Source organism: Streptomyces griseorubiginosus, assembly GCF_001514195.1.
Lineage (GTDB): Bacteria > Actinomycetota > Actinomycetes > Streptomycetales > Streptomycetaceae > Streptomyces > Streptomyces griseorubiginosus.
In genome coordinates this window covers 923,609-949,002 of the sequence record NZ_KQ948736.1, presented here as the reverse complement: position 1 = coordinate 949,002, position 25,394 = coordinate 923,609, and the positions used below count along the sequence as shown (strand labels likewise).

At 73.2% G+C, this 25,394-nt stretch carries 19 protein-coding genes; 9 read left to right on the top strand and 10 right to left on the bottom strand.

Going from position 1 to position 25,394, the window contains the following annotated elements:
• The first annotated feature begins 60 nt into the window (after positions 1–60).
• A complete protein-coding gene (locus AQJ54_RS16840; protein ID WP_062238182.1) occupies positions 61–1,011 on the top strand; it encodes an AraC family transcriptional regulator in 951 nt (316 codons plus the stop codon).
• A gap of 9 nt (positions 1,012–1,020) precedes the next feature.
• Entirely contained in the window at positions 1,021–1,686 is a 666-nt protein-coding gene (locus tag AQJ54_RS16835) for a helix-turn-helix domain-containing protein (protein WP_062238180.1), read from the top strand.
• Here the strand turns inward: AQJ54_RS16835 and AQJ54_RS16830 are convergent.
• Both AQJ54_RS16830 and AQJ54_RS16825 read right to left on the bottom strand, forming a co-directional pair.
• Positions 1,669–2,070: a VOC family protein gene (locus AQJ54_RS16830; RefSeq protein ID WP_174856889.1), complete on the bottom strand. Its 402-nt coding sequence runs from the start codon at positions 2,068–2,070 to the stop codon at positions 1,669–1,671. The genes AQJ54_RS16835 and AQJ54_RS16830 overlap by 18 nt on opposite strands.
• Before the next feature lie 52 nt (positions 2,071–2,122).
• Positions 2,123–2,755 carry a VOC family protein gene (locus tag AQJ54_RS16825; RefSeq protein WP_062238690.1) on the bottom strand — a complete coding sequence of 211 codons (633 nt, stop codon included), beginning with the start codon at positions 2,753–2,755 and terminating at the stop codon, positions 2,123–2,125.
• Positions 2,756–3,068: 313 nt separating this feature from the next.
• Here AQJ54_RS16825 and AQJ54_RS16820 point away from each other — a divergent pair, with 313 nt between their 5' ends.
• The gene (locus AQJ54_RS16820) at positions 3,069–3,608 is read left to right on the top strand and encodes a peptidoglycan-binding domain-containing protein (protein ID WP_062021739.1); all 540 of its coding nucleotides are present in this window, start codon (positions 3,069–3,071) and stop codon (positions 3,606–3,608) included.
• 34 nt (positions 3,609–3,642) lie between these two features.
• On the opposite strand, the gene AQJ54_RS16815 is transcribed toward AQJ54_RS16820, so the two are convergent.
• Together AQJ54_RS16815 and AQJ54_RS16810 are read right to left on the bottom strand one after the other, a co-directional pair.
• Positions 3,643–4,095: a helix-turn-helix domain-containing protein gene (locus AQJ54_RS16815; protein ID WP_062238177.1), complete on the bottom strand. Its 453-nt coding sequence runs from the start codon at positions 4,093–4,095 to the stop codon at positions 3,643–3,645.
• 679 nt (positions 4,096–4,774) lie between these two features.
• Entirely contained in the window at positions 4,775–5,818 is a 1,044-nt protein-coding gene (locus tag AQJ54_RS16810; RefSeq protein ID WP_062238175.1) for a LacI family DNA-binding transcriptional regulator, read from the bottom strand.
• A gap of 251 nt (positions 5,819–6,069) precedes the next feature.
• On the opposite strand from AQJ54_RS16810, the gene AQJ54_RS16805 reads away from it, so the two are divergent.
• Positions 6,070–7,653: a carboxylesterase/lipase family protein gene (locus tag AQJ54_RS16805; RefSeq protein WP_079069876.1), complete on the top strand. Its 1,584-nt coding sequence runs from the start codon at positions 6,070–6,072 to the stop codon at positions 7,651–7,653.
• Positions 7,654–7,997: 344 nt separating this feature from the next.
• Here AQJ54_RS16805 and AQJ54_RS16800 read toward each other — a convergent pair whose 3' ends face one another.
• Positions 7,998–8,789 (bottom strand): IclR family transcriptional regulator, encoded by a 792-nt coding sequence (locus tag AQJ54_RS16800; protein WP_062021727.1) that lies wholly within the window; start codon positions 8,787–8,789, stop codon positions 7,998–8,000.
• A 139-nt stretch (positions 8,790–8,928) separates the two neighbouring features.
• On the opposite strand from AQJ54_RS16800, the gene AQJ54_RS16795 reads away from it, so the two are divergent.
• Positions 8,929–9,828 carry an AraC family transcriptional regulator gene (locus AQJ54_RS16795; protein ID WP_062021724.1) on the top strand — a complete coding sequence of 300 codons (900 nt, stop codon included), beginning with the start codon at positions 8,929–8,931 and terminating at the stop codon, positions 9,826–9,828.
• 186 nt (positions 9,829–10,014) lie between these two features.
• Here the strand turns inward: AQJ54_RS16795 and fabF are convergent, their stop codons facing one another.
• From fabF to AQJ54_RS16770, 5 genes are all read right to left on the bottom strand, one after another.
• Positions 10,015–11,277, bottom strand: a complete 1,263-nt coding sequence (fabF, locus tag AQJ54_RS16790; RefSeq protein WP_062238171.1) for a beta-ketoacyl-ACP synthase II — start codon at positions 11,275–11,277, stop codon at positions 10,015–10,017.
• 19 nt (positions 11,278–11,296) lie between these two features.
• Entirely contained in the window at positions 11,297–11,542 is a 246-nt protein-coding gene (locus tag AQJ54_RS16785) for an acyl carrier protein (protein ID WP_062021719.1), read from the bottom strand.
• Positions 11,539–12,378, bottom strand: a complete 840-nt coding sequence (locus AQJ54_RS16780; protein WP_062238169.1) for an IclR family transcriptional regulator — start codon at positions 12,376–12,378, stop codon at positions 11,539–11,541. Before AQJ54_RS16780 ends, AQJ54_RS16785 begins: the two co-directional genes overlap by 4 nt.
• 118 nt (positions 12,379–12,496) lie before the next feature.
• The gene (locus AQJ54_RS16775) at positions 12,497–13,519 is read right to left on the bottom strand and encodes a hypothetical protein (protein WP_062238167.1); all 1,023 of its coding nucleotides are present in this window, start codon (positions 13,517–13,519) and stop codon (positions 12,497–12,499) included.
• Positions 13,516–15,780: an MMPL family transporter gene (locus AQJ54_RS16770; protein ID WP_062238165.1), complete on the bottom strand. Its 2,265-nt coding sequence runs from the start codon at positions 15,778–15,780 to the stop codon at positions 13,516–13,518. Before AQJ54_RS16770 ends, AQJ54_RS16775 begins: the two co-directional genes overlap by 4 nt.
• A gap of 335 nt (positions 15,781–16,115) precedes the next feature.
• Between AQJ54_RS16770 and AQJ54_RS16765 the strand changes: the two genes are divergently transcribed.
• From AQJ54_RS16765 to AQJ54_RS16750, 4 genes are all read left to right on the top strand, one after another.
• Positions 16,116–16,835: a TetR/AcrR family transcriptional regulator gene (locus AQJ54_RS16765; protein ID WP_062238163.1), complete on the top strand. Its 720-nt coding sequence runs from the start codon at positions 16,116–16,118 to the stop codon at positions 16,833–16,835.
• 749 nt (positions 16,836–17,584) lie between these two features.
• On the top strand, positions 17,585–22,399 hold the full coding sequence (locus tag AQJ54_RS16760; protein WP_169808234.1) for a type I polyketide synthase: 4,815 nt from the start codon (positions 17,585–17,587) through the stop codon (positions 22,397–22,399).
• 105 nt (positions 22,400–22,504) lie between these two features.
• Positions 22,505–23,620, top strand: coding sequence for a Gfo/Idh/MocA family protein (locus AQJ54_RS16755; protein WP_062238159.1), 1,116 nt, complete (start codon positions 22,505–22,507; stop codon positions 23,618–23,620).
• A 1-nt stretch (position 23,621) separates the two neighbouring features.
• Positions 23,622–25,289 carry an acyl-CoA dehydrogenase family protein gene (locus AQJ54_RS16750; protein ID WP_062238157.1) on the top strand — a complete coding sequence of 556 codons (1,668 nt, stop codon included), beginning with the start codon at positions 23,622–23,624 and terminating at the stop codon, positions 25,287–25,289.
• The last annotated feature ends 105 nt before the right edge of the window (positions 25,290–25,394 follow it).

Genomic DNA, 25,394 nt, shown 5'->3' with positions numbered 1-25,394 from the left:
CCCCGCAGGGGACCGCCGCTGAACGGCTCATTCCCGTACGGGCGCGTCTACGCTGGCCCCATGGACGCTCTGGCAGGCCTGCTGGAAGGACCGCGGGCGCGTGGCGCTTTCATGATCCGGGCGTGTTTCGACCCGCCCTGGGCGGTGCGGGTGGAGGACCGGGCGCCGCTGACGGTGATGCTGATGGTCCGCGGGGAGGCCGTCGTCCTGCCCGACACGGGGGAGAGCGTCCGACTGCGCCCCGGCGACCTCGCCATCGCCCGCGGACCCGCCCCCTACACCTGCGCCGACGCCCCGGACACCGCCCCGCAGGCGCTGATCCTGCCCGGCGCCGAGTGCCGCCACCCCGACGGGGGGACCCTGAACGGCTCGATGGACCTAGGTGTCCGCAGCTGGGGCGACCGGCTCGACGGCGGGACGGTGCTGCTCATCGGGACGTACCTGATGGACGGCGAGATCAGCAAGCGTCTCCTGGACGCCCTGCCGCCGCTGCTGTCGCTGACCACCGACGTGTGGCAGTGCCCGCTGACCCCGCTCCTCATGGCGGAGATCGTGCGCGACGAACCCGGCCAGGAGGTCGTCCTGGACCGGATGCTCGACCTGCTGGTGATCGCCGCGCTGCGGGCCTGGTTCTCCCGGCCCGAGGCGGAGGCGCCCGCCTGGTACGCGGCGCTCGCCGACCCGGTGGTCGGGCGGGTGCTGCGGCTGATGCAGGACGATCCGGCCCATCCGTGGACGGTGGCGTCCCTCGCCGCCAAGGCGGGGGTCTCCCGGGCGGCGCTGGCCCGGCGGTTCACGGAACGCGTGGGGGAGCCGGTGATGGCGTACCTGACGGGGTGGCGGCTGGCGTTGGCCGCGGACCGGTTGCGGGAGGGGCCCGCGACGTTGGAGGCGATCGCCCGGCAGGTCGGATACGGAAGCGCGTTCGCTCTGTCCAGTGCGTTCAAGAGGGGGTACGGGGTCAGTCCGCAGGAGTTCCGGGCGCGGGCGGTCGGCGCCCGGACGTCCTAGCCTGGATGGGTGTACACGGAACGGGCGTCCAGGCTCGCCGGTGCCGTCCTGTGGACCGGTGACGGCGCCGGACGCGTTCTGCCCGACGGGTGCATGGACCTGCTCTGGAACGAGGGGCGGCTGCTGGTCGCAGGCCCCGACACCCGGGCGTACGTCACCGCAGGCGCCCCCAGCACGTGGGTCGGCCTGCGTTTCCACCCCGGCTCCGCACCCGCCTTCCTCGGTGTGCCCGCGCACGAACTGCTGGACCGCCGGGTCGAGTTGGCCGACCTGTGGCCCGCCTCCAACGTGCGGCGGCTGCGGAGCCGTGTCGCCGGGGCGGCCGACCCGGCCACCGCGCTCGAGGACATCGCGCTGGAACGCGCCGCCCCCGCCGACCCCGTCCTGCGCGCCCTGGTGGCCTCCCTCGACGCGGGCCGGCCGGTGGGCGTGACCGCCGATGAACTCGGGCTCGGGACACGGCAGTTGCACCGCAGGTCCCTCGTCGCCTTCGGGTACGGCCCGAAGACGCTGGCCCGGATCCTGCGGCTCCAGCGGGCGCTCGCGCTGGCCCGGGCCGGCGTGCCGTACGCGGAGACGGCGGTCCGGTGCGGCTTCGCCGACCAGGCTCATCTCGCCCGGGACGTCAGGGAGTTGACCGGCGTGCCGCTGACGCGGCTACTCGCCGCCGGGTAGCGGGGCGTACAGGTCGACGCCGTTGCCGTCGGGGTCGTGCAGGGACGCGTACCGCTGGCCCCACACCGCGTCCCACGGCTTGAGCTCCCCGTGGGCTCCCTCGCCCACCAGCCGCTCGTACACGGCGTCGACCTCGGCGGGGCTGTCGCAGCGCAGGGCGAGGGCGGTGCGGCTGCCGGCCGCCGGGGCCCGCCAGCCGGGGTGGAAGGAGCGGACCGTGTCCTCGGTGTCGAGCATCAGCCGCATCCCGCCCGGGAGTTCGGCCTCGGCGTGCGGCTGGGTCTCGGCGCCTTCGGGGAACGGCAGACCGAGCCGCCGGTAGAAGGCGACGGACGCGGCCATGTCGGAGGCCACCAGGCCGATGGCGTCGAATCGTGGAGTCATACCGGCACGGTAGGCGGCGCTGCCGGGAGTGGTCTTGAAGGAATCGGACACGTCATCCGAAGCTCACCGGGCCGCGCGGGGTGTCCACCGTGAAGGAGAGACCCACCGGGCCCTCGGACAGGCGCAGGTCGGTGCCTACGGCGGCGAGGAGAGGGCGGATCTCGTCCGGGGCCGGGTGGGTCGCCGCGAGGGAGAGCAGGGGTGTGCCGGGCAGGCCCGCGGCCGTGGGGTGCGGGGAGGCGCCCCAGTCGATGAGGAACGGGACCAGGCCGGAGGGGTGCTGGGTGTCGCCGTCCGTGAGGCGCCACTTCAGGAGGGTGCCGTCGGGGCGGCGGCGGCTCATCGGGCGGATCTCCCCGGGGTCGTAGCCGCGGGACCGGGCGGCGGCCACCGCCGCGTCCAGGTCGGGCGGGCTGATCGCCCAGGTGAGCGTGCGGGCGGCGGGCAGCGTGTCCACGGTGAAGGGGCGGGGCCCCGTGGGCTCCGGCTGCTCCGGGTCCGGCCCGACGATCTCCAGATAGGCCGTGCCGCCCAGCGCCACCAGGTGGTTGCGGGTGCCGCGACCGACATGCACCCCGCCGGGGGCGGGCACGACACCGGTGCGCCGGGTGAAGTCGGCGACCGTCGCCGCCAGGTCGGGGGTCGCGAGGACCAGATGGTCGAGGCCTGCCGGAATCGCGTTCACCGCGCCGAGGCTACGCACCTGGGACCGCGGGAGGAACACCCACGGCGGCCCGTGCTCGGGCCATGGCCTCCGGGCAGGGTGCCGAAGTCCCATCCCGAACCCGTCCCATCCCGTCCCGGCAGGTCCCCGTACGTCCCGCACTCCCGGACCACGCCGCCGTACACCGGGCGGACCGTCCCCCGCCGGACCGGGGACGCGAGCGGCTCTCGCCGTGCGCACCTCAGCCCTGTGACGCTGTGCCGTGCCGAGCGAAGCGAACCGCCCCAGGGGGAACCACGGGGGGAACCACGGCGGTTCGGAAAGGGAGACATCCATGAGCATGCGCAAGCGGGCCGCCGCGACGGTGACGGCCGTGTTGCTGGGCGCCGGGACCATCGGCCTCGCCGTGGCGCCGGCGGCGGAGGCGGCCCCGTACTACGGGATCGACGGCAGCGGAGTCGTCAGCGACGACTTCCAGGACGAGGAGAACCTGGGCGTCGACGACCACGCCGTCGGCAACGCCACCGCGCTGTGGCAGTCCGTCCTGTACGCGGACGGCGCCAAGTGGCAGGACGACGACGGGGACTGGCACAACTTCGCCAAGAACCGGATCGACGGTTCCTTCGGCCCGGAGACCGAGTCGGCCACCCAGTGGTGGCAGGAGCGCTACGGCCTCACCGACAACGACGGCGTGGTCACCGACCAGAGCTGGGAGTTCGCCCAGCAGTGGCTGCACGGCCCCTTCTCGGGCGGCACCGTCCGCTACGACGGCGACAAACGGGACGTCGACTTCAAGCGGGTCGGCGGCAAGTACCGGGTGAAGCTCAAGGGCACGGGGAGCTGGCGCAACGCCTACTACGACCAGGTCGGCTGACCCTGTCGGCGCGGGAGCGGGGGCGGCCGTACCGTCACTCGCTCCCCGACGGCCACGCCCACAGCACCCCCGCCACCAGCAGCACGATCACCGCGAACGCCACCAGCGCCGCCGCCCGCCACCGCCGGTGCTGCGGACCGGGGACGGCCGCCGCCACGGCCTCCGACGCGGGCACCCCTTCCGCCGGGATCCGCGGCGGCACCGGAGGGCCCACCGGGCCGTACGGCCAGACCGGGTCGGCCAGTTCCCACAGCGCGAGGAGCCGGGCCTGGTCCGCGCCCGCCACCCGGCACAGCGCCCGCACCGCACCGCGCGGCGGCTGCTTGGCCCCGCTGAGGTACCGCTGCCAGGACGACTTGCTGTACGCGGTGCGCCGGGCGAGTTCCGCGAGGCTCAGATCCGTGCGGTCCTTGAGCTGCCGCAGCTGCTCGACGAGATGCCGGGCCTCCCTCGGCAGTGCGTCGGGCAGCGGCCGCCAGCGCGTCATGGTCGTCCCCCAAGTGCTCGCCGCCGCCCTGACCGGGACGGCGGCCCCTCCCCGCCGCATCGTTCGACGCCCGTCCGCCCCGGCCAGTTCCCCTCGCCCACGGATGACCGAAGCTGAACGATTCCGACGCGCACAGGCCCACGACCAGGGGCGCACGCGCACGAACCCGCGGCATGGCCGGGGCGGCCCGGACGTCGGCCAGGGCCGCCCCGGCCGACGGCCCCCCGCCTCCTCGCGCGCGGCCTGTCCGCGATCGCACGGCCCGTCCCGCGCGCCGGATGCGCACGGCCCGCCGGGGAGGGCTGCGGGTCGCCTCGGGCCAGGCGGCCCGGTCGCGGCGGACGCCGTCTTCGCCCGCTCCGACGGCAGCCGGCGAACGCACGCCAGGCCGCCGACGGGGACTCGGGGTGCCCGGCTTCGACGCTACCGGGGGGTCTGGTGCCGGGCCGCGATGCCATCGGGGGGTCTGGTGCCGGGCTTCGACGCCACCGGGGGGTCTGATGCCGGGCTTCGACGCCATCCGGGGGTCTGGTGCCCGGCCCCGACGCCATCGGGGGGGTCTGTGGTCCCCCGCCTCGCCGCCGCCGAAAGACCCAGGGTGCCCGGTCTCGCCGCCGCCGAAAGACCCAGGGCGCCCGGCCCCGCCGCCACCGACAGACCCCAGGGTGCCCGAAGCCGCTCAGCCGCGCGGCGCCCCCGTGCTCGCCCGTTCCACCAGCCGCGTCGACAGTTCCGTGCGGGTGCTCTCCGGGTGGTCGCCCTCCATCATGCGGACCAGCAGCCGCAGGGCCGTCGCCGCCATCTCCGACAGGGGCTGGCGGACCGTGGTGAGGCCCGGGGTGGCCCAGCGGGCCTCGGGGAGGTCGTCGAACCCCACGACGCTCATGTCGTCCGGCACCTTCAGACCGCGTTCGGCCAGGGCCGCGTACACGCCGAGCGCCATGCTGTCGGAGCAGACGAAGACCGCGGTGGGCGGTTCGGGCAGGTCCAGGAGTTCCAGCGTGCGACGGTGGGCGGTGCTCTCGTCGAAGCCCGCGAGGCGGAGGTACTCGGGCCGCTGCCGGACCCCCGCCGCCGCGAGCGCCGAACGGTAGCCGGCCACCCGCGCGCTGCTGCACATCTTGCGCTGGTGACCGGCGACGACCGCGATGCGCTCATGGCCCAGCGCGAGCAGGTGCTCGGTCGCGGTCACCCCGCCCTGCCAGTTCGCCGCGCCCACCGAGACCACGCCCGCCGGCGGCTCCAGGACCGGGTCGATCAGGACGTAGGGGATCCGGTGCTGGTCCAGCCAGCCGTACTGCGCCGGCGACAGCTCGGCCAGGTTGAACAGCACGCCCGATGACCCGCGCCCGGTGAGCTTGTCCAGCCAGCCGCGCTCGGGGCGGCCGGCCCGGTTCCGGGTCAGCCCGGCGGAGACGACCACCTCCAGACCGGCGTCGTGCGCGGCCGCCTCCACCCCGTGCAGCACCGCCCCCGACCAGGAGGTCTCCAGCGAGTGCACGACCAGGTCGACGAGGCCGGACGACTTCGCCGCGTCGAACCTCGGTCTGCGGACGTAGCCGAGCCGGTCCAGGGCCTCGGTGACCCGGCGCCGCGTCTCGGGGGCCACGTCCTCGCGGCCGTTGACCACCTTGGAGGCGGTCGGCACCGACACACCCGCCTCCCGGGCCACCACCGCCAGCGTCGGACCGGCCGCCACGCTCGCACTCCCCGTGCGGACCATCGGGAACCACCCTCTCCGGCCCGCCCGAGGGCCATGGAAGTCTCGACCAGCGCGGAAAGGCAAGCGCGAGGCAGTAAGCGCTTCCTACCCTAAGTTCGCCCGGTGGAGTCGGGAAGAGGCCGGGCCCCGCCGGTCGCACCCCGAGGTACGCCGACCAGCCGCCGGAACGCGCTCTGCACCGGAATACCGGGCCGAAATGTGGTGCTCTGTTGTTCACGGTGCACAAGCGCGCTGAGGAGGCTGGTGGTCACATGGCAGCAGTCCGGACAGATCCCGTGGTCAGCACGCCGTACGGAGCCGTGCGCGGTCGCCACGAGGACGGGGTCGCGGTCTTCCGGGGCATCCCCTACGCCGCTCCGCCCTTCGGCCCGAACCGCTTCCGGCCCCCTGTCCCGCCCGAGCCCTGGGACGGTGTCCGCGACACCGTCGACTTCGGGCCGACAGCCCCGAAACCGCCGTACTCCGAGGCCTTCGCGCACTACCTCTCCGACCCGTTCGTCCCCGGCGACGACTGCCTCAACCTCAACGTCTGGACGCCCGAACCCGGTCCAGGCGCCCGCCTCCCGGTCCTGGTGTGGCTGCACGGCGGCGCCCTGACCAGAGGGTCCTCCGCGGTGCCCGTGTACGACGGACACGCGTTCGCCCGGGACGGCGTGGTGTTCGTCTCGGTCAACTACCGGCTCGGCGTCGAGGGCTACGGCCTCTTCCCGGACGCCCCCGCCAATCCCGGCCTGCGCGACCAGCTCGCCGCCCTGCGCTGGGTCCACGAGGCGATCGAGGCCTTCGGCGGCGACCCCGGCCGCGTCACCCTGGCCGGACAGTCGGCCGGCGCCATCAGCATCGGCGCCCTGCTCGCCGCCCCGCAGGCCCAGGGCCTGTTCCGGCGCGCGGTCCTCCAGAGCGGGCCGCCCGAGGCGAGCGACCGCGACAAGGTACGGCGGATGGTGCGCCGCATGGCGACCCGGCTGAAGGTCCCCGCCACCGCCGCCGCCTTCGCCGAGGTCGACCGCGAACTGCTGCTGCGCACCCAGGCCGAGGTGGGCCGCCTCAGCAGCCCCGTCCTGGGCGGCCCGGCCTTCGGCATCGTGATCGACGGTGACCTCGTGCCCCGCGACCCCCTGGAGGCGCTGGTCGAGGGTTCGGTGGCCCGTGAGGTCGAGCTGATGCTGGGCTGGACCAGCGACGAGTACCGTCTCTGGCTCGTGCCCGGCGGCCTCCTGGAGCGTGTCGACCGGCTCGGCCCGGTCGCCCTCGCCGGCGCGATGGCCCGCTGCCACTGCGGCTCCGAGGTGGTCCGCGGCTACCGCGCCCTGCACCCCGACGCCGGGACCGCCGACATCGTCGGCCAGATGGTCACCGACCACCTCCTGCGGATCCCCCTGCACCGCCTGGCCGAGGCCCGCCCCGGCTCGTCGTACGTCTACGAGTTCGCCTGGCCCTCCAACCTCCCCGACCTCGGTGCCTGCCATGCCCTCGAACTGGGCTTCGTCTTCGACACCGGGGACGTCCCGGAGTCGGCCAAGCTCGCCGGCGAGGGCGCCCCGGCCGAGCTCGCCGACGCCATGCACGGTGCCTGGGTGCGCTTCGCCACGGACGGCGACCCCGGCTGGCGCCCCTGGGACGCCACGCACCCGGTCCAGATCTTCGGCAAGGGCGACCCGTACGTCGAGTCCGGCCCTCGGGACAACGATTTCGCGGTGTGGACGGCGGACACGACCACGAAGGAGACCGCCCCGGTCTCCGAACCGGCGGAGGGCTGGCCGGCCAGGACGGCGGAACTCCGCTCGGTGGTACGGCGGTTGCGACGGACGGGGCTGGCGCGGCGGCAGCATTGAGGGGGCGGGCGGGGTCGGTTCGGCGGTGCCGAGGGGGTTGGGCGGGGTTGGTTCGGCGGCACTGAGGGGGGGCCGGCGGGGTCGGTCCGGCGGCACTGAGGAGGCCCGGCGGGGTTGGTTCGGTGGCGCTGAGGAGGTCGGGTGGGGCGGTTCGGTGGCGCCGAGGGGGTCGGGCGGGGTCGGTCCGGCAGCGCTGAGGGGGGCTGGCGAGAGGTCGGTCCGGCAGCACTGAGGAGATGGGCGGGGGCGGGCGGCGCCGGTGGGGCGGGTCGGTGTGTCTGCTTTGCCCCGGCCCGCGCCCCCACCACTCGCCCGGCGGCGGCGCGCGTGAGAGTCGGCTGCCCTCATGGGGTCGTGCGGGGCGGCCGTAACGTGGAGGACCGGGCGTGCTGGGAGATGGCGTCCGCGGCTGCGGAGACCAGGGGGGCCACCTTCGCGGGCTGGAAGCTGTCCGCGGGAGCCACCACGGCCACCGCCGCGACCACGGCCCGGCCCGCTCCGCGCACCGGGAAGGACAGGGAGGCACAGTCCGGATCCAGGGTGCGGTGCGTCACCGCGTAGCCGTCCCGCCGGACCTTCGCCAGGGCCTGCCGCAACGCGGCACCGTGCGCCGGGGTCGTGGGCGTGTACACCCGCAACGGCGATTCGCAGACATGGTTCTGGACGGCGTCGTCGGCGTGCGCGAGCAGGACGAGTCCCGCGGCGGACGCGTGCAGCGGCATGCGGTCCCCGGACTCGGGCAGGCACAGCGGGGTACCGGACCCGCTCCAGGCGATGGCGAGGCAGACGCCTTCGAGGCCGTCACGGATCATCAGCAGCGCCCCGGCGGACGCCCGGGCTCGCAGGTCCATCAGATGGGGCAGGGCCGCCTCGGCGAGCGGTGAGCAGCGCGGGGCGAGGGTTCCGGTCTCCCAGAGCCTCAACCCGATGCTGTAGCTGCCCTCCTCGCCCCTCTCCAGGGCGCCCCAGCTGTGCAGTCGGTTGACGATGCGGTGCGCGGTCGCCAGCGGGAGACCCGAGCGCCTGCTGATGTCGCTCAGGGTGAGCGTGCGGTTCTGGCGGTCGAAGGCACTCAGCACACTCAGGGCGCGATCGACGAGCGAGCGCTCCGGAGTGCCGGCGTGGGGGGTGGTCATCCCGTCTCGTTCCTTTCCTCTGCACGCAATGCGAGCGGTGTCCGAGTCGTGCATGCTGCACCGGTGTGATCCGGAACGGGCGGCCAGGACTATCATTGAATTCTGAAGTGACTTGAGAAAGGTCGATTCCGGAACCTCTATGGTCGATTTCGCACGCCTGCCGATTCCCGTCGTGCCCTACACCCCCGTCTGTCGATCGGGTTCCGGTATCTCGGTGATGTCGCTCGAGGACCTGCTGGAGAAGGTTCCGCAGACACTTCTGTCCTCTCCGCACCGACTCGGATTCCACGAGATTCTGCTGGTCACCGAGGGCACCGGGATGTTCTCGATCGACTCGACGCGGATCGAGTGCGGGCCCGGCAGCCTGCTGTGGGTGCGCCCGAACCAGATCGTCCAAGGCGCGCCGCAGCCCGGTATGAAGGGTGAGGTCATCCTCTTCACCGAGGCGTTCCCGCTGCGGATGCAGGCCACCGTGGGCATCCTCGACGACGTGCTGCGTCCCTCGTTCTGGCAGCTGACGGAGTCGGAACTGGGTCAATTCGGACGCATCATGGACCTGCTGCGGGACGAATTCCGTGGCATCGAGCTTGAGTTGGGTGAGCACATGCTGCAACACCTGCTGTCCGTGGTGTTGTTGACGGTCACCAGAATCTGCCGGGATCGGCAGGATTATCGACTCGCCCATCACGAGATCGACCATCGCGAGCTGGAGCTCTTTCAGCGGTTCCGGCTCGATCTGGACCGCTCGTTCCATCGCACCCGCCGGGTGGAGTACTACGCGACGGCCCTCAACTGCACCAGCCACGCCCTGTCCAGGGCCTGCCGGACCGTCATCGGCACCTCCGCCAAGGGGGTGATCGACGCCCGGGTGGCGCTGGAGGCGCGCCGCCTGCTCGCGCACACCCGGCTCCCCATCGGCGCGGTGGCCCGGCAGTTGGGATTCACCGAGGTCAGCAACTTCACCAAGTTCTTCATACGCCTGGTGCAGATGACCCCGGGTGCCTTTCGGCGCGTTCACGGAGTGAATTTCGACGGATGACGGAAACGGCGCTTCCTGACGAGACGTCGATACCGGCCGGTAACTGACCGGCCGGTATCGAGAGGTCATTCCGCCGGGAGCGTTCCGGTGCCTTTCCATTGAATGGAAGGCCGGTTGATCCGCATTCCCGGCACTGTGGAGACTGTGATCGCGTACCGCGGGCGGCCAACCCGACAGCTGCGCACGTCAGACGGTGCGGAAGGCGAGCACCACGTTGTGACCGCCGAACCCGAAGGAGTTGTTCAGGGCCGCGATCCGCCCCCCGGGGAGCGGTCGCGGTTCACCGCGGACGATGTCGGCGTCCACCTCGGGGTCGAGGTCGTCGATGTTGATCGTCGGGGGCGCGATCCGGTGGTGCAGCGCCAGGACCGTCGCCACGCTCTCCACACCGCCGGCCGCGCCCAGCAGATGGCCGGTCATGGACTTCGTCGCGGACACCGCGATGTGGTCCATGGCCTCGCCGAACACCTTCCGCAGCGCCTTCACCTCGGACACGTCTCCCTTGGGCGTGGAGGTCGCGTGCGTGTTGACGTGGACCACCTGGTCCGGGACCAGGTCGGAGGAGTCCAGCAGACCGGAGAGCGCGGCCACGATGCCCCGCCCCGACGGCTCCGGCTGGGTGATGTGGTGACTGTCCGCCGACAGCCCCTGTCCGACGGCCTCCGCGTAGACCCGTGCACCGCGCCGCTCCGCGTGCTCCGCGGACTCCAGGACGACCACCCCGGCACCCTCGCCCATGACGAAGCCGTCACGGCCGCGGTCGTAGGGGCGCGAGGCCGCGGTCGGGTCCTCGTTGCGCTTGGACATCGCCATCATGTTGCCGAAGCCGGCGATGGTGAGCGGGTGGATGGCCGCCTCGGTCCCGCCCGCGACCACGATGTCGGCGCGGCCGGTGCGGATCATGTCGATGCCGTAGCCGACCGACTCCGAGCCGGAGGCGCAGGCGCTCACGGGAGAGTGCACGCCCGCCCGGGCGTTCAGGGCCAGTCCGACGTTGGCGCCCTGCGTGTTGGGCAGCATCATCGGGACGGTGTGCGGCGAGACCTTGCGCACCCCCTGCTGCCGCAGCACGTCGTGCTGGTGCAGCAGGGAGATCACCCCGCCGATGCTGGAGGCGAGGACCACCCCGAGCCGGTCCGGGTCGGCGGTGCCGTCCGTGCCCGCCGGTCCCGTGAAGCCGGCGTCCGCCCATGCCTCACGGGCCGCCACCAGCGCGAACTGTGCCGAGCGGTCGAGTCTGCGGGCTTCGGGCCTGGGGAGCAGCTCGGTGGGTTCCACCGCGACCTCCGCGGCGATGCGCACCGGCGTCTCGGCGGCCCAGGCGTGCGTCAGCAGCCGCACCCCGGAGCGGCCGGCCAGCAGCCCCTGCCACGTGGACGTGCTGTCACCGCCGAGCGGCGTGGTCGCTCCGACACCGGTCACGACCACCTTGCGATCTGTCGAGAACATGAGAACGCCTCCTGGTCGGTCAGCGGTTGGCGACGATGTAGCCGATGGCGTCGCCCACGGTCTTCATGCCGGCGGCGGCCTGGTCCGGGATGGTCAGCCCGAAGCGTTCCTCCGCGGCCACCACGACCTCGACCATGGACAGGGAGTCGACGTCCAGGTCGTCCGCGAAGGACTGCTCGGGGCGGACCTCGTCGAGCGGCACTCCGACGATCTCGTTGACGATGTCCGCCAGACCGCTGCGGACCTCTTCCTGCACGGTGTTCATGTCCTGCTCCTCTGGTTGTCGGTCGACGAGTGGTGCTGTCCTTCGGTCCTGGTCCGCAGCGCGAGGCTGCGGGAGATGCGCCCGGCGGCCGTCAGCAGCGGGCGGGCGAGGTCGTGGACGTGGGCGGTGCGATCGCGGTCGTGGGCGGTGCGGTCGCGGTCGGTGACCAGACCGACGGCACCCACGGCGGTCCCGTCGGCGTCGTACAGGGGGGCCGCGACCTCGACGACCCCGTCGAGCAACTCGCCGTCGCACACGGCGAACCCCTGGCGCCGGCCCTGCTCGACGAGTCCGCGCAGCACGCCGGGGTCGGTGACCGTCCTCGGGGTGTGCGGGCCCAGCCCGAGGGTGTGGATCTCCTCCCACGTGAGGTCGTCGGCCGCGGCCAGCAGGACCCGTCCGCAGGCCGTCGCGTGCAGGGGGAAGCGGTGGCCCCGGGACCAGGACCTGTGCAGCGGCCGGGCCGTAACCGAGACGCTCTCCAGGCAGATGCCCTCGTTCCCGTCCCGCACCGAGAGCAGGACGGCGCTGCGGGTCATCGCGCGCAGCTCGAACATGTGCGGGACCGCCGCGCTGCGTAAGTCGGAATGCCGCGGTGCCAGCAGGGCGATTTCCCACAGGCGCAGACCGATGGTGTACCGGTTGTGTTCCGCACGCTCCAATGCGCCCCAGGAAAGAAGTTTCGCGACGATGCGATAAGCGGTGGCCACCGGAATCCCGGAGCGGCGGCTGATCTCACTCACCGTCAGACGCACATTTCCGGTGTCGAAGGCCCCCAGGACGCTCAGCGTGCGCTCGACGACCGAACGATCCGAGGCGGGTGTTGGTATGGACATTCGGCAGAACCCTTTCGTCGTGCGACTCGCGTCGGTGCATTCGCATGGCGTTCCCGGGGATGCCGGTCATTCCCTTGTCGGCCGCGGTCCCCGCCCGCCTTGGCGGGGACCGCGGAATTCACGCCGAGATGTGTTCCGCGCTCTCCCTGCGCGGATGGCGGGGCCGTGCGGCCGGGTCGGTCGCCGGATAGCCCACCCGGAAGAACACCAGCGGGCGTTCGCCGTCCGTGGCCCCGCACAGCCGGGCCAGGTCGCCGACGGTGCCGGGGCAGTCGATGACATGGCTCTGCGGATGGACGTGGATACCGTCCCGGAAGAGGTCCAGCCAGAGCCGGGTGACCAGTCGGCCCGCCTCCACCTCGTCGGCCGGGTCGTTCCCCTTGCCGAGGATGACCAGGACCACGCCCTCGCCCCTGGTCGCGCCCGACGACAGGGTGGTGAGCAGCCGCACCAGGCCCAGGGGGCGCAGGGCGCGGTAGACCGGGGGCGCGAAGAACATCCGCATGGCCAGGGCCTCGGCCCTGCTCAGCACGAGCATCACGTCGTTCAGCCCGTCCCTGCGGTACTCCGGGTGGCGCGGGCTGAGCCGGGCCCAGGCCAGCAGTTCGGCGGCGATCCCGGCGTCGCCGAAGAACCAGTGGTAGGCCCGCACCAGCAGCGGCCGGGCGGCCTGCGTGGGCACCACGGCCACCCGGAAACCGGCCTCCTCGGCGGTCCGCCGCGCTCGGTGCAGGGCCTCGGCCGGAACCTGCTCGCGCTTCCAGGCACCCCGCCACACCCGCCGGCCCTCGACGTCGGCCACCGAGCGGGGACTCGCCGTCGGCCACTCGTCGGGCCGGAGCCGGCCGACCCGGGTGGCGTCCACGTCGAAGTCGGGTTCCCAGCGCACCGGGATTCCCGCCTCGGCGGCGCAGATCAGCAGGCTCTCCACGTAGGTGCCGAGGGAGAGTCGCAGGTCCCGGTGTGCGGGGTCGCTCGGGCCCAGCGCGTACTGGGTGCGCCAGCCCACCTCGACGTGGTCGGAGCGGAACCGCAGTTCCCACGGCTGGGTGTTGTGGGCGTTGGCCGCCCGGGCCGCGACGCCGGCGATCTCGCGCAGCCGGTCCATGCTGCGCACGGGGGTGCTCTCGGTGTCGGTCATGGACGTGATCCCGTCGTCTGGGGGGCGGTCGCGGATCGGTCGGAGGAGGGTGCGGCGGGGGCCGGGGCCGTCTCCGGCTCGGCGGACTCGCTGATGCCGAAGCGGCGGTGGAGGGCCTTGAGCGGCGCGGGGGCCCACCAGTTGTAGGGACCGACGGCCCGCATGAACGCCGGCACCAGCACCCCGCGCACCAGGACCGCGTCCACCACGATGGCCAGGCCCGTGGCCAGGCCGTACATCTTGATCAGGGAGACCCCGGAGCTGAGCATCGCGAAGAAGGACACCGCGAGGATGGCCGCGGCCGCGGTGATCACGGGGCCGCTCGCACCGAGGCCCTCGCGCACCGAGCTCTCCAGGCGGCTGGTGCGGTCGAACCGTTCCTTGATGCGGGCGACCAGGAAGACCTCGTAGTCCATGGACAGGCCGAAGGCGATGCAGAACACCAGGACCGGCATCGACACGGCCAGCGGTGAGGGGGTGAAGCCGAGCAGGCCGGAGAGATGACCGTCCTGGAAGATCCAGACGGCGACACCGAGGATGCCGACGAGGCTGAGCGCGTTGAACAGCAGGGCCTTGACGGGCATCAGGACGCTGCCGGTCAGCAGGAAGAGGAAGAGCAGGCTCAGCACGCTGATCAGCACGATCGCCAGGGGCAGCTTGGCCGCGATCGAGTGGGTGATGTCCACCAGCTGGGCCGCCTGCCCGCCGACCAGGACCTCGCTCCCGCCGGGCGGCGCGACCGCGCGGACGGCCCGGGCGAGGTCGCCGCCCTTCTCGGAGTACGGCACGACGTCCGTCTGGACCTGGAGCCGGACCGCGCCCTCGCTGCGGTAGCCGGCGGCCGCCGCCGGGTCGAGCGCGGCGACCCTGGACCCGTCCTGGAACACTCCGGCGGAACCGACGACCCGGGTGACGCCGGTGACCTTCGACAGGTCGGCCGCGTACTGTCCGAGCTGGGTCCCGGTGGCCTTCCAGTCCTCGGAGACCACGTTCAGGGCACGGTCGTCGCCCGCGCCGAAGTCCGCGCGGACCGCCTCGTTGACCACCCGGCTCTCGGCCCCCTCGGGGAGGACCCGCTCGTCCGGCACACCGAACTGGGCACCGGCGAAGGGCACCGCCATGAGCAGCAGCAGGGCGATCACCGGAGTGGCGAGCAGGGCGGGGCGCCGGAAGGCGCGGCCCGCGACGCGGCCCCAGAAGGTCTCCGCGGGCGGCGTCGGCGGCCTGCGCCGACGCCCCCCGAGCGCGTCGATCCGGGGGCCGAGCAGCCGCAGCGCGGCCGGCAGCAGGTAGAGGGAGCCGAGCACGGCACCCAGCACCACCGCGATGCCCGCCACCGCGAAGGAGCGCAGGAAGTACTGGTCGAAGACGAGCAGTGTGGCCAGGGCCGCGCCGACCACGCCTCCGCTCAGCGCGACCGTACGGCCCGCGGTGGCACGGGTGATCCGCAGCGCCTCCTCGTCGGCACGGCCCGCCGCCCGTTCCTCCCGGTAGCGCGTGACGATCAACAGGCTGTAGTCCACCGAGAGCCCGAGCCCGAGTGCCGTGATCAGGTTGACCGCGAAGACCGAGACGTCCGTGAACTGCGCGGTGACGTTGACGGCGGCCAGGGCCCCGACGATGGTGAGCACCGACAGGAGCATCGGCAGCAGTGCGGCGACCAGTCCCCGGAAGACCAGGACGAGCAGCAGCAGGGTGATCGGGATCGCGATGGTCTCGGCCGCGACGATGTCCTTCTCGACCTGCTTGTTCATGTCGTCGTTGACGGCGGTGATGCCGCCGAACGAGACCGAGACGCCGCCGTCGGTGTCCGACAGCTCCTCGTGCAGGTCGTCGGCGGTGCGCATGCTCTCGTTCTCGTCGCCGTCGATCCGCACGAGGATCAGCCCCGAGTCGCCGGACCGCAGGCTCGGGTCGGGCGTCTCGAACCAGGAGGCGACGATCCGGGCGCCGGACGTGCCGGACACCGCCTTGCGCACGGCGTCCGCCTCGGCCCGGGCCGGTGCGCCGTCGAGGCCGTGCTCGGTGTCCTTGACCAGGACGATCAGGTTGGGCTGGCTGTCGGGGAACGAGCGCTCCAGCGCCTTGGCGGCGGCCACCGAGTCGGAGCCGGGGTCGTCGAACCCGCCCGACTTCAGATGGGTCAGTACTCCTGCGCTCGCGGCGCCGGCGACCAGCAGGAACAGTAATCCGGCGAGCAGGGTGAACCAGGGACCGCGGCGGTTCGTCCTGGCGCTCCCGGAGGGCACCGAAGTGACCATCACACGGGATTCCTTTCTACGGCTGTACCCGCGGGCCGGCCGGGCCGGAACGGGTGCGACGGGGGACTGGATGCCCCTGAACGGCCGGAGCGGACAGGTCCGTCCGGCCGGGAAGCACACCTGTGCTTCCGGGCTCATAGGCACTGACGTGGGGAAACGCGGCGAGGGCTGACGTGCTGCCGCGTGGTGAAGACTGGCGCTCTCGGGTGAGAGCAATGCTCTGCCCGGAGAGCAGTGTTACAGCGATCGCCGCTTCAATGCAAGAGCACTGATCTCTTGAAGAGAGCACCGCTCTCGTACTTGGGCGGTGCTCTCGTAGGTGGCAGACTGCTCACATGGGAGTCATCCAAGGAGCCAAGGACAGGGCCCGCGCCGAGGTCGCGTGCGCCATCAAGGACCAGGCACGCAGGCAACTCGCCGCCGAGGGTGCCGCGCGGCTCTCCCTGCGCGCGGTGGCCCGCGAACTGGGCATGGTCTCGTCGGCGCTCTACCGCTACTTCCCGAGCCGGGACGACCTGCTCACCGCCCTCATCGTCGACGCGTACAACGCGCTCGGGGCCACCGCCGAGGAGGCCGTCGAGCGCGTCGGCACCGCCGACTGGATGCGCGCCTGGAGCGCGGTGTGCCGGGCCGTGCGCCGCTGGGCGCTGGACCATCCGCACGAGTACGCGCTGATCTACGGCTCGCCCGTGCCCGGTTACGCGGCCCCGCAGGACACCGTGGCCCCCGCCTCCCGGGTGGCGCTCGTCCTGCTCGAGGTGGCGCAGTCCGCGCACGAGGCCGGCGCCCTCGCCGAACCGGACGTGCCGGGCGCGGACTGCCGGTCGGTTCTCGCCGACGACGTCCGCCTCCTGCTGCGCGAGCCCGGCCGCACGCTGCCGGAAAGAGCCGCGCCACGGCTCGCGGCGGTCTGGGCGCAGCTCTTCGGGCTGATCAGCTTCGAGGTCTTCGGGCAGTACAACGCGGTCATCGAGGACCGCGAGGCGCTCTTCGAGGCGACGGTCCTGGTACTCGCCCACCAGGTGGGCCTGCGCCCCACGGGACCGGACGCCTGAGGGGGGCGACGGGGGGTCTGGGGAGGTCGGCGGGTCGTCTCGGGGGCGGGTTGCTTGAGGGAGCTGGCCGGGTGTCCGGGGGAGGTGGCGGGCGTCTGCGGGGGTCGGTCGGGTGTCCGGGGAAGCTGGGCGGGGTCGCTTGAGGGGGCCGGTTGGGCGTCCGGGGAAGCCGGCGGGTCGCCTGGGGGAGCTGGCGCTGGGGGGGGGGGGCGGTCGGGTGTCCGGGGAAGCTGGTGGGCCGTCTGAGGGCGTCGGCGGGTTGCTTGGGGGAGCTGGCCGGGTGAGCCAGCGGGTCGCCTGAGGGGGCGGCGGGTCGCCTGGGGGATCTGGCTGGGCGTCCGGGGAAGCTGCCGCGTCGCCTGCGGGATCTGGCTGGGCATCCGGGAAGCCGGCGGGTCGCCTGAAGGAGCCGGCAGGTTGCCCGAGGGGGTCGGTGTAGCCGGTGTCTCGTTCGTGGGGAACGGCCCGGTGTCCGGGGAAGCCTGTGCGCTGCCCGGTCGTCATTGTTTCTCACCAGCCGGAAAGCTTCCTGTCGCTGAATTTTCGCCGCGTCCCGGTTTTCCCCGGTCGGTCACCGGCATTCTTTCCACTGGTTGAGAAGGCTGCTTGCGCACGCTCCGGAGTCACCGCCAATCTCTCCGTGTCGGCGTCGGCGGGCGGGTCCCATCCATTCCATTTCCCGCCTTCATTCCCCCGGTGTCCGACCAATTCGCAATCGATGTGGGATCGAGGGGGCGTTCGTGGCTGGTATGGCTATCGTCGGCATGTCGTGCCGATTCCCCGGAGCCGTCAATATCGACGAGTTCTGGAAAATTCTCATGAATGCCGAGCCACAGTTCTCGGCGGTTCCCGCCAACCGGTGGGACCACTCCGTGTACCACCGGCCGGGCGACTTCCGGGAGCCGCACGGCGTCTACACCGACCAGGTCGCCTTTCTCCCCGAGGCGGACCGGTTCGCCCCCGCGCACTACGGCATCCCGCCGCGCCGGGCCCGGGCCATGGACCCGCAGGCCAAGCTGTTCGTCGACCTGGCACGGGAGGCGATCCAGGACGCCGGCTGGGAGCGGGACGGCTTCGACCGGGCGGGCACCGGCGTGTTCGCCGGAGTGACCTCCCTGGACCACCGGGACATCAGTGTCTCCAGGATCAGCGCGAACCTCCTGGCGGACGGCTCGTTCCACGACGGTGAGACCGACCCCGAGCTGCTGGGCCGACTGCACCGGGCCACGGACTCCGCCCTGATGCCGTTCAACTCCTTCACCATTCCCGGCTGTCTGGCCAACATGGTCCCCTGCACCGTCAGCGAGGTCCTCGACCTCGGCGGCCCCTCCGTCTCGCTCGACGCCGCCTGTTCCTCCGCGCTCGTCGCCCTGGACGCGGCGATCCGGAGCCTGCGCTCGGGTGCCTGCTCCATCGCGCTCGTCGGAGGTGTCTACCTGGGTCTCTCGCCCACCCCGCTGGTCGGATTCTCCCGTGCGGGTGCGCTGTCCCGGCAGGGCGTGTGCCGGCCCTTCGACGAGCGCGCCGACGGCTTCGTGCTCGGTGAGGGCGGCGCGACCCTGGTGCTGCGCCCGGTGGAGGACGCGCTCGCGGCCGGCGACCGCATCTACGCCGTCGTCAGCGGGGTCGGCTCCGCCAACGACGGCCGGGGCGGCGGCCCCATGACACCGCAGGCCCAGGGACAGCTCGCCGCCCTGCGCGCCGCCTACCGGGACGCCGGGGCCGACCCCGGAGAAGTCGGCCTGCTGGAGGCGCACGGCACCGGCACCCCGGTCGGCGACCGGACCGAGATCGAGGCGATCGGACTGCTGCGCGCGGACTCCGACGCCACCACGCCGTGCTACGTCTCCTCCTCCAAGGCCCTCATCGGCCACACCCTGTCGGCGGCCGGTGCGGCCGGTCTGGTCAAGGCGGCGCTCGCCGTCCACCACGGCGTCGTACCGCCGCAGCCCGCCGGGACGCAGGTCGCCGACGTCCTGGACCTGGACTCCTCGGGGCTGCGGCTGACGACCAGCCCGCAGCCCTGGCCGCACGACGAGGTCCGTCGCGCGGGAGTCAGCTCGTTCGGTTTCGGCGGCACCAACGTGCACGCCGTCCTGGAAGGCGCCCCGCGCGTCGCACCCGCCCCGGCTCAGGACGCGCGCCTGCCCGAGGACGGGAGCCTGCCGGAGGACCCCTGGCTGATCCTGCTCTCCGCGGGGTCGGTGCCGGACCTCGCCCGGCACGCCGAGGAGGTCGGCAACGCCGTCGCCGCGGACCCGGAGGCGACCCCCGCCGACGTCTCCCGCACCCTCGGCCGCCGGGAGCTGCTCACCGCGCGCCTCGCGTTCACCGCCGCCGACCGGACGGAACTGCTCGACGGCCTTCGGCTCGCGGCCGAGCGGCTGGCACAGGGAGCGCTCGGCGAGATCGCCCCCGGCATCCACGCGGCGGCCCGGCCGCTGCCCGCCGAGGAACGCCGGATCGCCTTCGCGTTCCCGGGCCAGGGCTCCCAGCGCCCCGGCATGCTCGCGGACCTCGTCAGGAGGTTCCCGCTGCCCGCCGCCCGCGCCGCCGAGCTGATCGAGGTGACCGCCGAGGAGTCGCAGACCGTGCCGGCCGTACTGCCCGGGCTGCTGACGAAGCCGCACGCCCCGGGCGACAGCGAGGCGCAGGCGCTGCTGACGGTGACCGACATGTGCCAGCCGGCGCTCGGCATCACCGGTGCCGGCACCGTCGAACTGCTGGCCGCCTGCGGGATCGAGCCCGACATCACGGTCGGTCACAGCGTCGGGGAGTTCCCCGCCGCCGTGGCGGCCGGCGCTCTCACCGCCGCCGAGGCTGTCAGGTTCATGACCAGGCGAGGGGCCGTGCTGGCCTCCGCCGTCCCCTCCGGAAGCGGCGCCATGCTCGCCGTCCAGGCACCCGTGGCCGAGGCCGAACGGCTGGCCGAAGCCGTCGTGGGCGTCTGGCCCGCCTGCTACAACCACGACGGCCAGCTGGTGTTCAGCGGCAGCACCGAGACGGTGGAGGAACTGCGCGAGCACTGCGCGGCGCAGGGCGTCACCACGGTCCTGCTGAGGGTCTCGCACGCCTTCCACTCGCCGCTGGTCGCGGCGGCCGACGAGGAGATGTCCGAGACCATCGCCGCCCTGCCCCTGACCGTCCCCACCCGCACCTTCGTCTCCGCCGTCAGCGGCCGGGTCTGCCGGGACCCGCAGGAGACCAAGGACCTGTGGGCCCGTCACAACACCGCCCCCGTCCGCTTCACCGACGCCGTACGCTCGGTCGCCGCCTCCGGGGCCCACTTCCTGGTCCAGGTCTACGGCGGCGACACGCTCCTGCGCATGGCCCGGAACAACGAGGCCGGCGCGAGCCTGGAGACGCTCGCCCTCAGCACGGGCCGCCCCGACGCCTGCCGTGCCCTCCTGACCACGCTCGGCCGGCTCGCCGTGGCCGGGGCGCCGCTGGACCCGACGCCGCTCCTCCCCTCCGAAGGCCGGCTGCTCTCCCTGCCGCCGTCCCCGCTGGCGACCTCGGTCTACAGCGTCCGCACCGGCGGGAGCCTGCGGGAGCGGAGCGTGGTGATCCCGAGCCCGGCGGCCGCCCGGCCCGCCGCCGTCACCTTCACCGGGGGAGCGGGAACCGCCCCGGCCGCCCCCGCCGGGGACACGGAAGCCGTGGCCGCGCACGGCTCCGGTACGCAGCCCGCCGCGGCCGCACCCCTCGCCCACGGCGCCTCCGAACCGCCCCTGCGCACGGTCATCCCCTCACCCCTCCCCACGTCCCCGATCGGAGAGCCCAGGATGAGCGGTCTCATCGAGTTCCTGCACGCCCAGGTCGCCCTGCTCCAGTCGTTCGACCCGGCCGGCCGCGGCCTCCCGGGCCCGGCCCTGCCGACGATCACCCTGCCCGTCACGGAACCCGCCGTGACCGGCGCCGTGGCGGCGCCGCTACCGCCGGCCCTTCCGGCCGCACCCGCCACGGTCACCGCCGACGAGGTCACGGCCGTCGTGTACGCCGGCATAGCCAAGGTCAGCGCGTATCCCGAGGACTTCCTGCGCCCGGAACAGGTCTTCGCCACGGACCTCGGCTTCGACTCGATCATGCTGGCCGAGCTGGCCACCCGGCTGCGGGCCCAGTGGCCCGACCTCGCGATGCCGGCCGCCGACATGATGGACATCGCCTCGATCGGCGACCTCGTCACGGCCGTGCACACCCGTCTCGACGACCGGCCCGGCACCCGGCCGACTACCTCGCCGACACCGTCCGGAGCTCCGGCCCCGCAGACGGAGACCCCCGCTACGGCCCGAGCCGCCGCGCCCGCCGTGCCGACCCCGGCCGCCCCCGTCGAGCCGTCCCACAGTCCCGTCGACCGCCGCGAGGTCGCCGACGTCAGGACCTTCCCCGAGGTGATCGCCTCGCTGGAGCGCAAGCGGGGCCTGGAGACGTCCGGCGCCGTGAATCCGTACTTCCTGCCGCACGAGGGCACCATCCGGGACACCACCCGCGTCGGCGACCGTGAGCTGATCTCGTTCTCCAGCTACAACTACCTGGGCCTGTCCGGGCATCCCGAGGTCGCCGCGGCCGTCCGGGACGCGGTCGAACGGTACGGCTCCTCGGTGTCCGCGGCCCGCATCCTCTCCGGCAACCGCCCGCTGCACATGGAGCTCGACCGGGGCCTGGCCGACCTGGTCGGCGCCGAGGACGCGGTGAGCCTCGTCAGCGGCCACGCCACCAACGTCACCGTCATCGGGCACCTGATGGGCCCTCAGGACCTGATCCTCCACGACGCCCTCGCCCACGACAGCATCATCCAGGGCTGCCGCCAGTCGGGCGCCGCCCGGCAGCCCTTCCCGCACAACGACCTCGTCGCCCTCGACCGGATCCTCGACCACGTCCGGGACAACTACCGCCGGGTGCTCATCGTCGTCGAGGGTGTCTACAGCATGGACGGCGACACCGCCGACCTGCCCGCGCTGATCGCCGTCAAGCAGCGGCACGACGCCCTGCTCATGGTGGACGAGGCGCACAGCATCGGCGTCATGGGCAAGACCGGCGGCGGCATGGCCCAGTTCTCGGGCGTGAACCCGGACGACGTGGACGTGTGGATGGGCACCCTGTCCAAGTCGCTGGCCAGCTGCGGCGGTTACGTGGCCGGACGGCACGAGCTGATCGAGCACTTCCGGTACACCCTGCCGGGTTTCGTGTTCAGCGCCGGCCTGCCCCCGGCGTCCACCGCGGCCGCGCTCACCGCGCTGCGGCTGATCCGTGAGGAGCCCGAGCGGGTCACCCGGCTGCACGACAACTCGGCAATGTTCCTGCGGCTCGCCGCCGAGGCCGGCGTCGACGTGGGCACCAGCGAGGGCACCCCGGTCGTCCCCGCGATCACCGGCGACTCGGAGAAGGCGCTCCACCTGGCCGACCGGCTCTACGCCCGGGGGATCAGCGCCAACCCCATCCTGCACCCGGCGGTGGAGGAACGCCTGGCCCGGCTGCGGTTCTTCATCACCTCCGAGCACACGGAGGAACAGATCACCACCGCGGTGAACATCCTCGGTGAGGAACTGGCCCGGCTGTCCTGACTCCTTCCCGACTCCCGAACAGCACCGGGGCGGCCGGCGAACCCCCCGTACCGCCGCCCGCCCCGGTGCACACCCCCGTTCCTTCTCCAGACCAGGGAAGCAGCCATGACCGAACCGATCCGCGTGGGCGTCATCGGCGCCGGCCCCGAGCGAGGCTGGGCCAGTATGTCGCACCTGCCGGCGCTGACCGCGTCACCGGACTACGAGCTCACGGCGGTCGCCACGACCCGCTCCGGCAGCGCCCGCCGCGCCGCCGAACTTTACGGAGCCCGCCACCACTTCACCGACCCGGCCCGGCTGAGCGGCCACCCCGACGTCGACCTGGTCGTCGTAGCCGTCAAGACCCCCGACCACGCCGCCCTCGTCGAAGCAGCCCTCGAAGCGGGCAAGCACGTCTACTGCGAGTGGCCGCTGACCCGCACGACCAAGGAGGCCGAGGTGCTGGCCTCGGCGGCCGAGCGGGCCGGGGTCCACCACGCCGTCGGACTCCAGGCCCGCCACGCACCCGCCGTCCGGCACGCCCGGCACCTGCTGACCACGGGGGCCATCGGCCGGATCACCGGAGTCGACGTCTACGCCGCACGGGCGAAAGGCGCAGGCGGCACGGTCACCTCCGACGCCGTGTACACCCTCGACCGGCGCAACGGCGCCGGAACCCTGGAGGTCGCGGGCGGCCACACGCTCGACCTGCTGGAGCACCTGTGCGGCAGCATGGGCCGCCTCTCCGCCCTGCTGTCCGTCCAGCAGCCCCGGCTGACCGTGTCCGACACCGCCGAGTCGGTGGGTGTCACCGGCGCCGACCACGTCCTGATCGGCGGGCTCCTGGTCACCGGCGTCCCCGTCTCCGTCCACGTCCACGACGGCAAGACCGGTCACCCGCGCACCCGTCTGGAGTTCACCGGCACCCGCGGCAGCCTCGCCCTGGTCTCCGAAGGGCCCGCCGCCGGACACGGCATCCAGGTGAGCGACATCCACCTGTACGAGGCCCCGTCCGGGGACACCTGGCGGGAGGTGCCGGTGCCGCCGGCGCACCGCACCGCGGTGGATGTCCCCGACACGGCCGTACGCAACGTCCTGGAGCTGTACACCGCACTGGCCCGGGACATCCGGACCGGCTCCCGTACCGTGCCCGACTTCGAGACCGGACTCCGTCTGCACCTGCTCCTCGACACGGTGCGGTCGGCGCACCGGACCGGGGCGTGCCAGGCCCGGGAGGTGTGAGATGACCGTCGACCTCGTGGGGCGCCGCCCCCTGCCCACCGCAGCGCCCACCTTTCTCACCACCCTCGCCGGCGGGGGCCCGGTCTTCGGGCAGCCCACCCCGCCCCGCCCGGACGGCGACGACCGGCCGGCCGCCCTGCTGGCCTTCCTCGACACCGAACTCGACCCGGACACCGTCGACCGGGAAGCGGAACTCCCGCACTCCCTGGTCGCCCGGCTCAAGGACCTCGGCGCGTTCCGGCTGGCGGCGCCCGAGGACCTCGGCGGCCTCGGTCTGCCGCCCTACGAGGTCTTCCGCGTCGTCGAGGCGGCCGCCTCCCGGTCCACCGCCGTCGGTGTCATGCTCGGGGTCCACAACGGCATCGGCGTCGGCACCTCCCTGCTCCCCGCACTGCCGCACGGGCCGCTGCGCGACCTGATCCGGCGGCGCACCGCCGAGGGCATGATCTCCGGCTTCGCCGACACCGAACCCACCGGCGGCGGCGACCAATGGCCGAAAACGACCGCCACTCCCACACCGGACGGCTCCGCGTACGTCCTGAACGGGGACAAGCTCTTCATCAGCAACCTGGCCGTGGCCGACCTGCTCGGCGTCACCGTCACCGTGCGGGAACCGGACGGACGGCGCGTCGGCCTGGCCGTCGTGGACACCCGCAGCCCCGGCTTCGAGGTGCGGGCCGCACTGGAGTACGTCGGTGCCCGGGGCCTGCCCAACGGATCGCTGCGCCTCAACGGCGTGGTCGTACCCCGGGACCACCTGCTGACGGTCCCGAACGGCGACCCCCGGCACACCCCGCGCCTGGCCTCGGCCGTCCTGTCCGCGCGGCTGCTCATCCAGGCCGCTCCGGCACTCGCCCTCGCCCGCAACTGCCTGCGCTGGTCACGGGAGTTCGTGGCGCGACGCCGTGTCGACGGCATCGGGCTGGGGGAGTACGACCTCGTCCAGCGCACGCTGGCGGCCTGCGTGGCGGACGTGCACGCCATGGACACGGTGGTCCGCTGGAGCCTGGGCGCCCCGGACCCGCACGACCGGTGGTTCGAGCGCATGGCGGCCCGCAACTTCTGCACCGACGCGTGTGCGCGGATCGTCGACCGCACGGTGTCGCTGCTCGGCGCCGAAGGCCTGGAGACCGCGCGCTCGAAGCGGCGACGCGGCGCACCGCCGGCCCCTGTGGAGCGGGCCTACCGGGACGCACGGATGCTGCGGACGGTGGGCGGGGTCGACGACATGCTCGACGTGGAACTGGCCCGCACGCTCCTCACCCATGTCGCGGACGGCCCCGGCTACCCCGGCGACCCCGAGGCGCTCGCGCTCACCGGCTCGTTCTTCCCACGGACCGCGGGCCACGCCCGGGCCCTGAACGAGGAGCTCTCCCGGTTCTCCGCGCACTGCGCTGCGGAGGAGCCGATCACGAGGGGAACGCGCGGGCAGCACCGGCTGCTGCTGCTCGGCCGGATCTCCCGCGAGCTGTTCGGCATGGCGGCGGTCCTCGCGCGCGCGGAGGAGGACGGGCACCACCGGCTCGCCCACCTCCACTGCACGGCCGCACGCCTGCGGCTGCGGGACGCGTGGGCCCGTCTCGACGCGTCGGACGAGGCCGATCACGCGAGCATCGCGCGCGCACTGCTGTTCCGCGACCGGCACATGGACGAACTGCTCGGGCTGTGAACCCCTAGCTGCTCCCCGAGCCGTCCGAGCCGACCTGGCTCCCCGAGCCGTCCGAGCCGACCTGGCTCACCGAGCCGTCCGAGCCGACCTGGCTCACGGAGCCGT

Bases quoted from the DNA above. Each gene is read 5' to 3' on its own strand.
- AQJ54_RS16840 (WP_062238182.1), top strand. From the start codon at position 61: ATGGACGCTCTGGCAGGCCTGCTGGAAGGACCGCGGGCGCGTGGCGCT.
- AQJ54_RS16830 (WP_174856889.1), bottom strand. From the start codon at position 2,070: ATGACTCCACGATTCGACGCCATCGGCCTGGTGGCCTCCGACATGGCC.
- AQJ54_RS16820 (WP_062021739.1), top strand. From the start codon at position 3,069: ATGAGCATGCGCAAGCGGGCCGCCGCGACGGTGACGGCCGTGTTGCTG.
- AQJ54_RS16815 (WP_062238177.1), bottom strand. From the start codon at position 4,095: ATGACGCGCTGGCGGCCGCTGCCCGACGCACTGCCGAGGGAGGCCCGG.
- AQJ54_RS16810 (WP_062238175.1), bottom strand. From the start codon at position 5,818: ATGGTCCGCACGGGGAGTGCGAGCGTGGCGGCCGGTCCGACGCTGGCG.
- AQJ54_RS16805 (WP_079069876.1), top strand. From the start codon at position 6,070: ATGGCAGCAGTCCGGACAGATCCCGTGGTCAGCACGCCGTACGGAGCC.
- AQJ54_RS16800 (WP_062021727.1), bottom strand. From the start codon at position 8,789: ATGACCACCCCCCACGCCGGCACTCCGGAGCGCTCGCTCGTCGATCGC.
- AQJ54_RS16795 (WP_062021724.1), top strand. From the start codon at position 8,929: ATGGTCGATTTCGCACGCCTGCCGATTCCCGTCGTGCCCTACACCCCC.
- fabF (WP_062238171.1), bottom strand. From the start codon at position 11,277: ATGTTCTCGACAGATCGCAAGGTGGTCGTGACCGGTGTCGGAGCGACC.
- AQJ54_RS16785 (WP_062021719.1), bottom strand. From the start codon at position 11,542: ATGAACACCGTGCAGGAAGAGGTCCGCAGCGGTCTGGCGGACATCGTC.
- AQJ54_RS16780 (WP_062238169.1), bottom strand. From the start codon at position 12,378: ATGTCCATACCAACACCCGCCTCGGATCGTTCGGTCGTCGAGCGCACG.
- AQJ54_RS16775 (WP_062238167.1), bottom strand. From the start codon at position 13,519: ATGACCGACACCGAGAGCACCCCCGTGCGCAGCATGGACCGGCTGCGC.
- AQJ54_RS16770 (WP_062238165.1), bottom strand. From the start codon at position 15,780: ATGGTCACTTCGGTGCCCTCCGGGAGCGCCAGGACGAACCGCCGCGGT.
- AQJ54_RS16765 (WP_062238163.1), top strand. From the start codon at position 16,116: ATGGGAGTCATCCAAGGAGCCAAGGACAGGGCCCGCGCCGAGGTCGCG.
- AQJ54_RS16760 (WP_169808234.1), top strand. From the start codon at position 17,585: ATGGCTATCGTCGGCATGTCGTGCCGATTCCCCGGAGCCGTCAATATC.
- AQJ54_RS16755 (WP_062238159.1), top strand. From the start codon at position 22,505: ATGACCGAACCGATCCGCGTGGGCGTCATCGGCGCCGGCCCCGAGCGA.
- AQJ54_RS16750 (WP_062238157.1), top strand. From the start codon at position 23,622: ATGACCGTCGACCTCGTGGGGCGCCGCCCCCTGCCCACCGCAGCGCCC.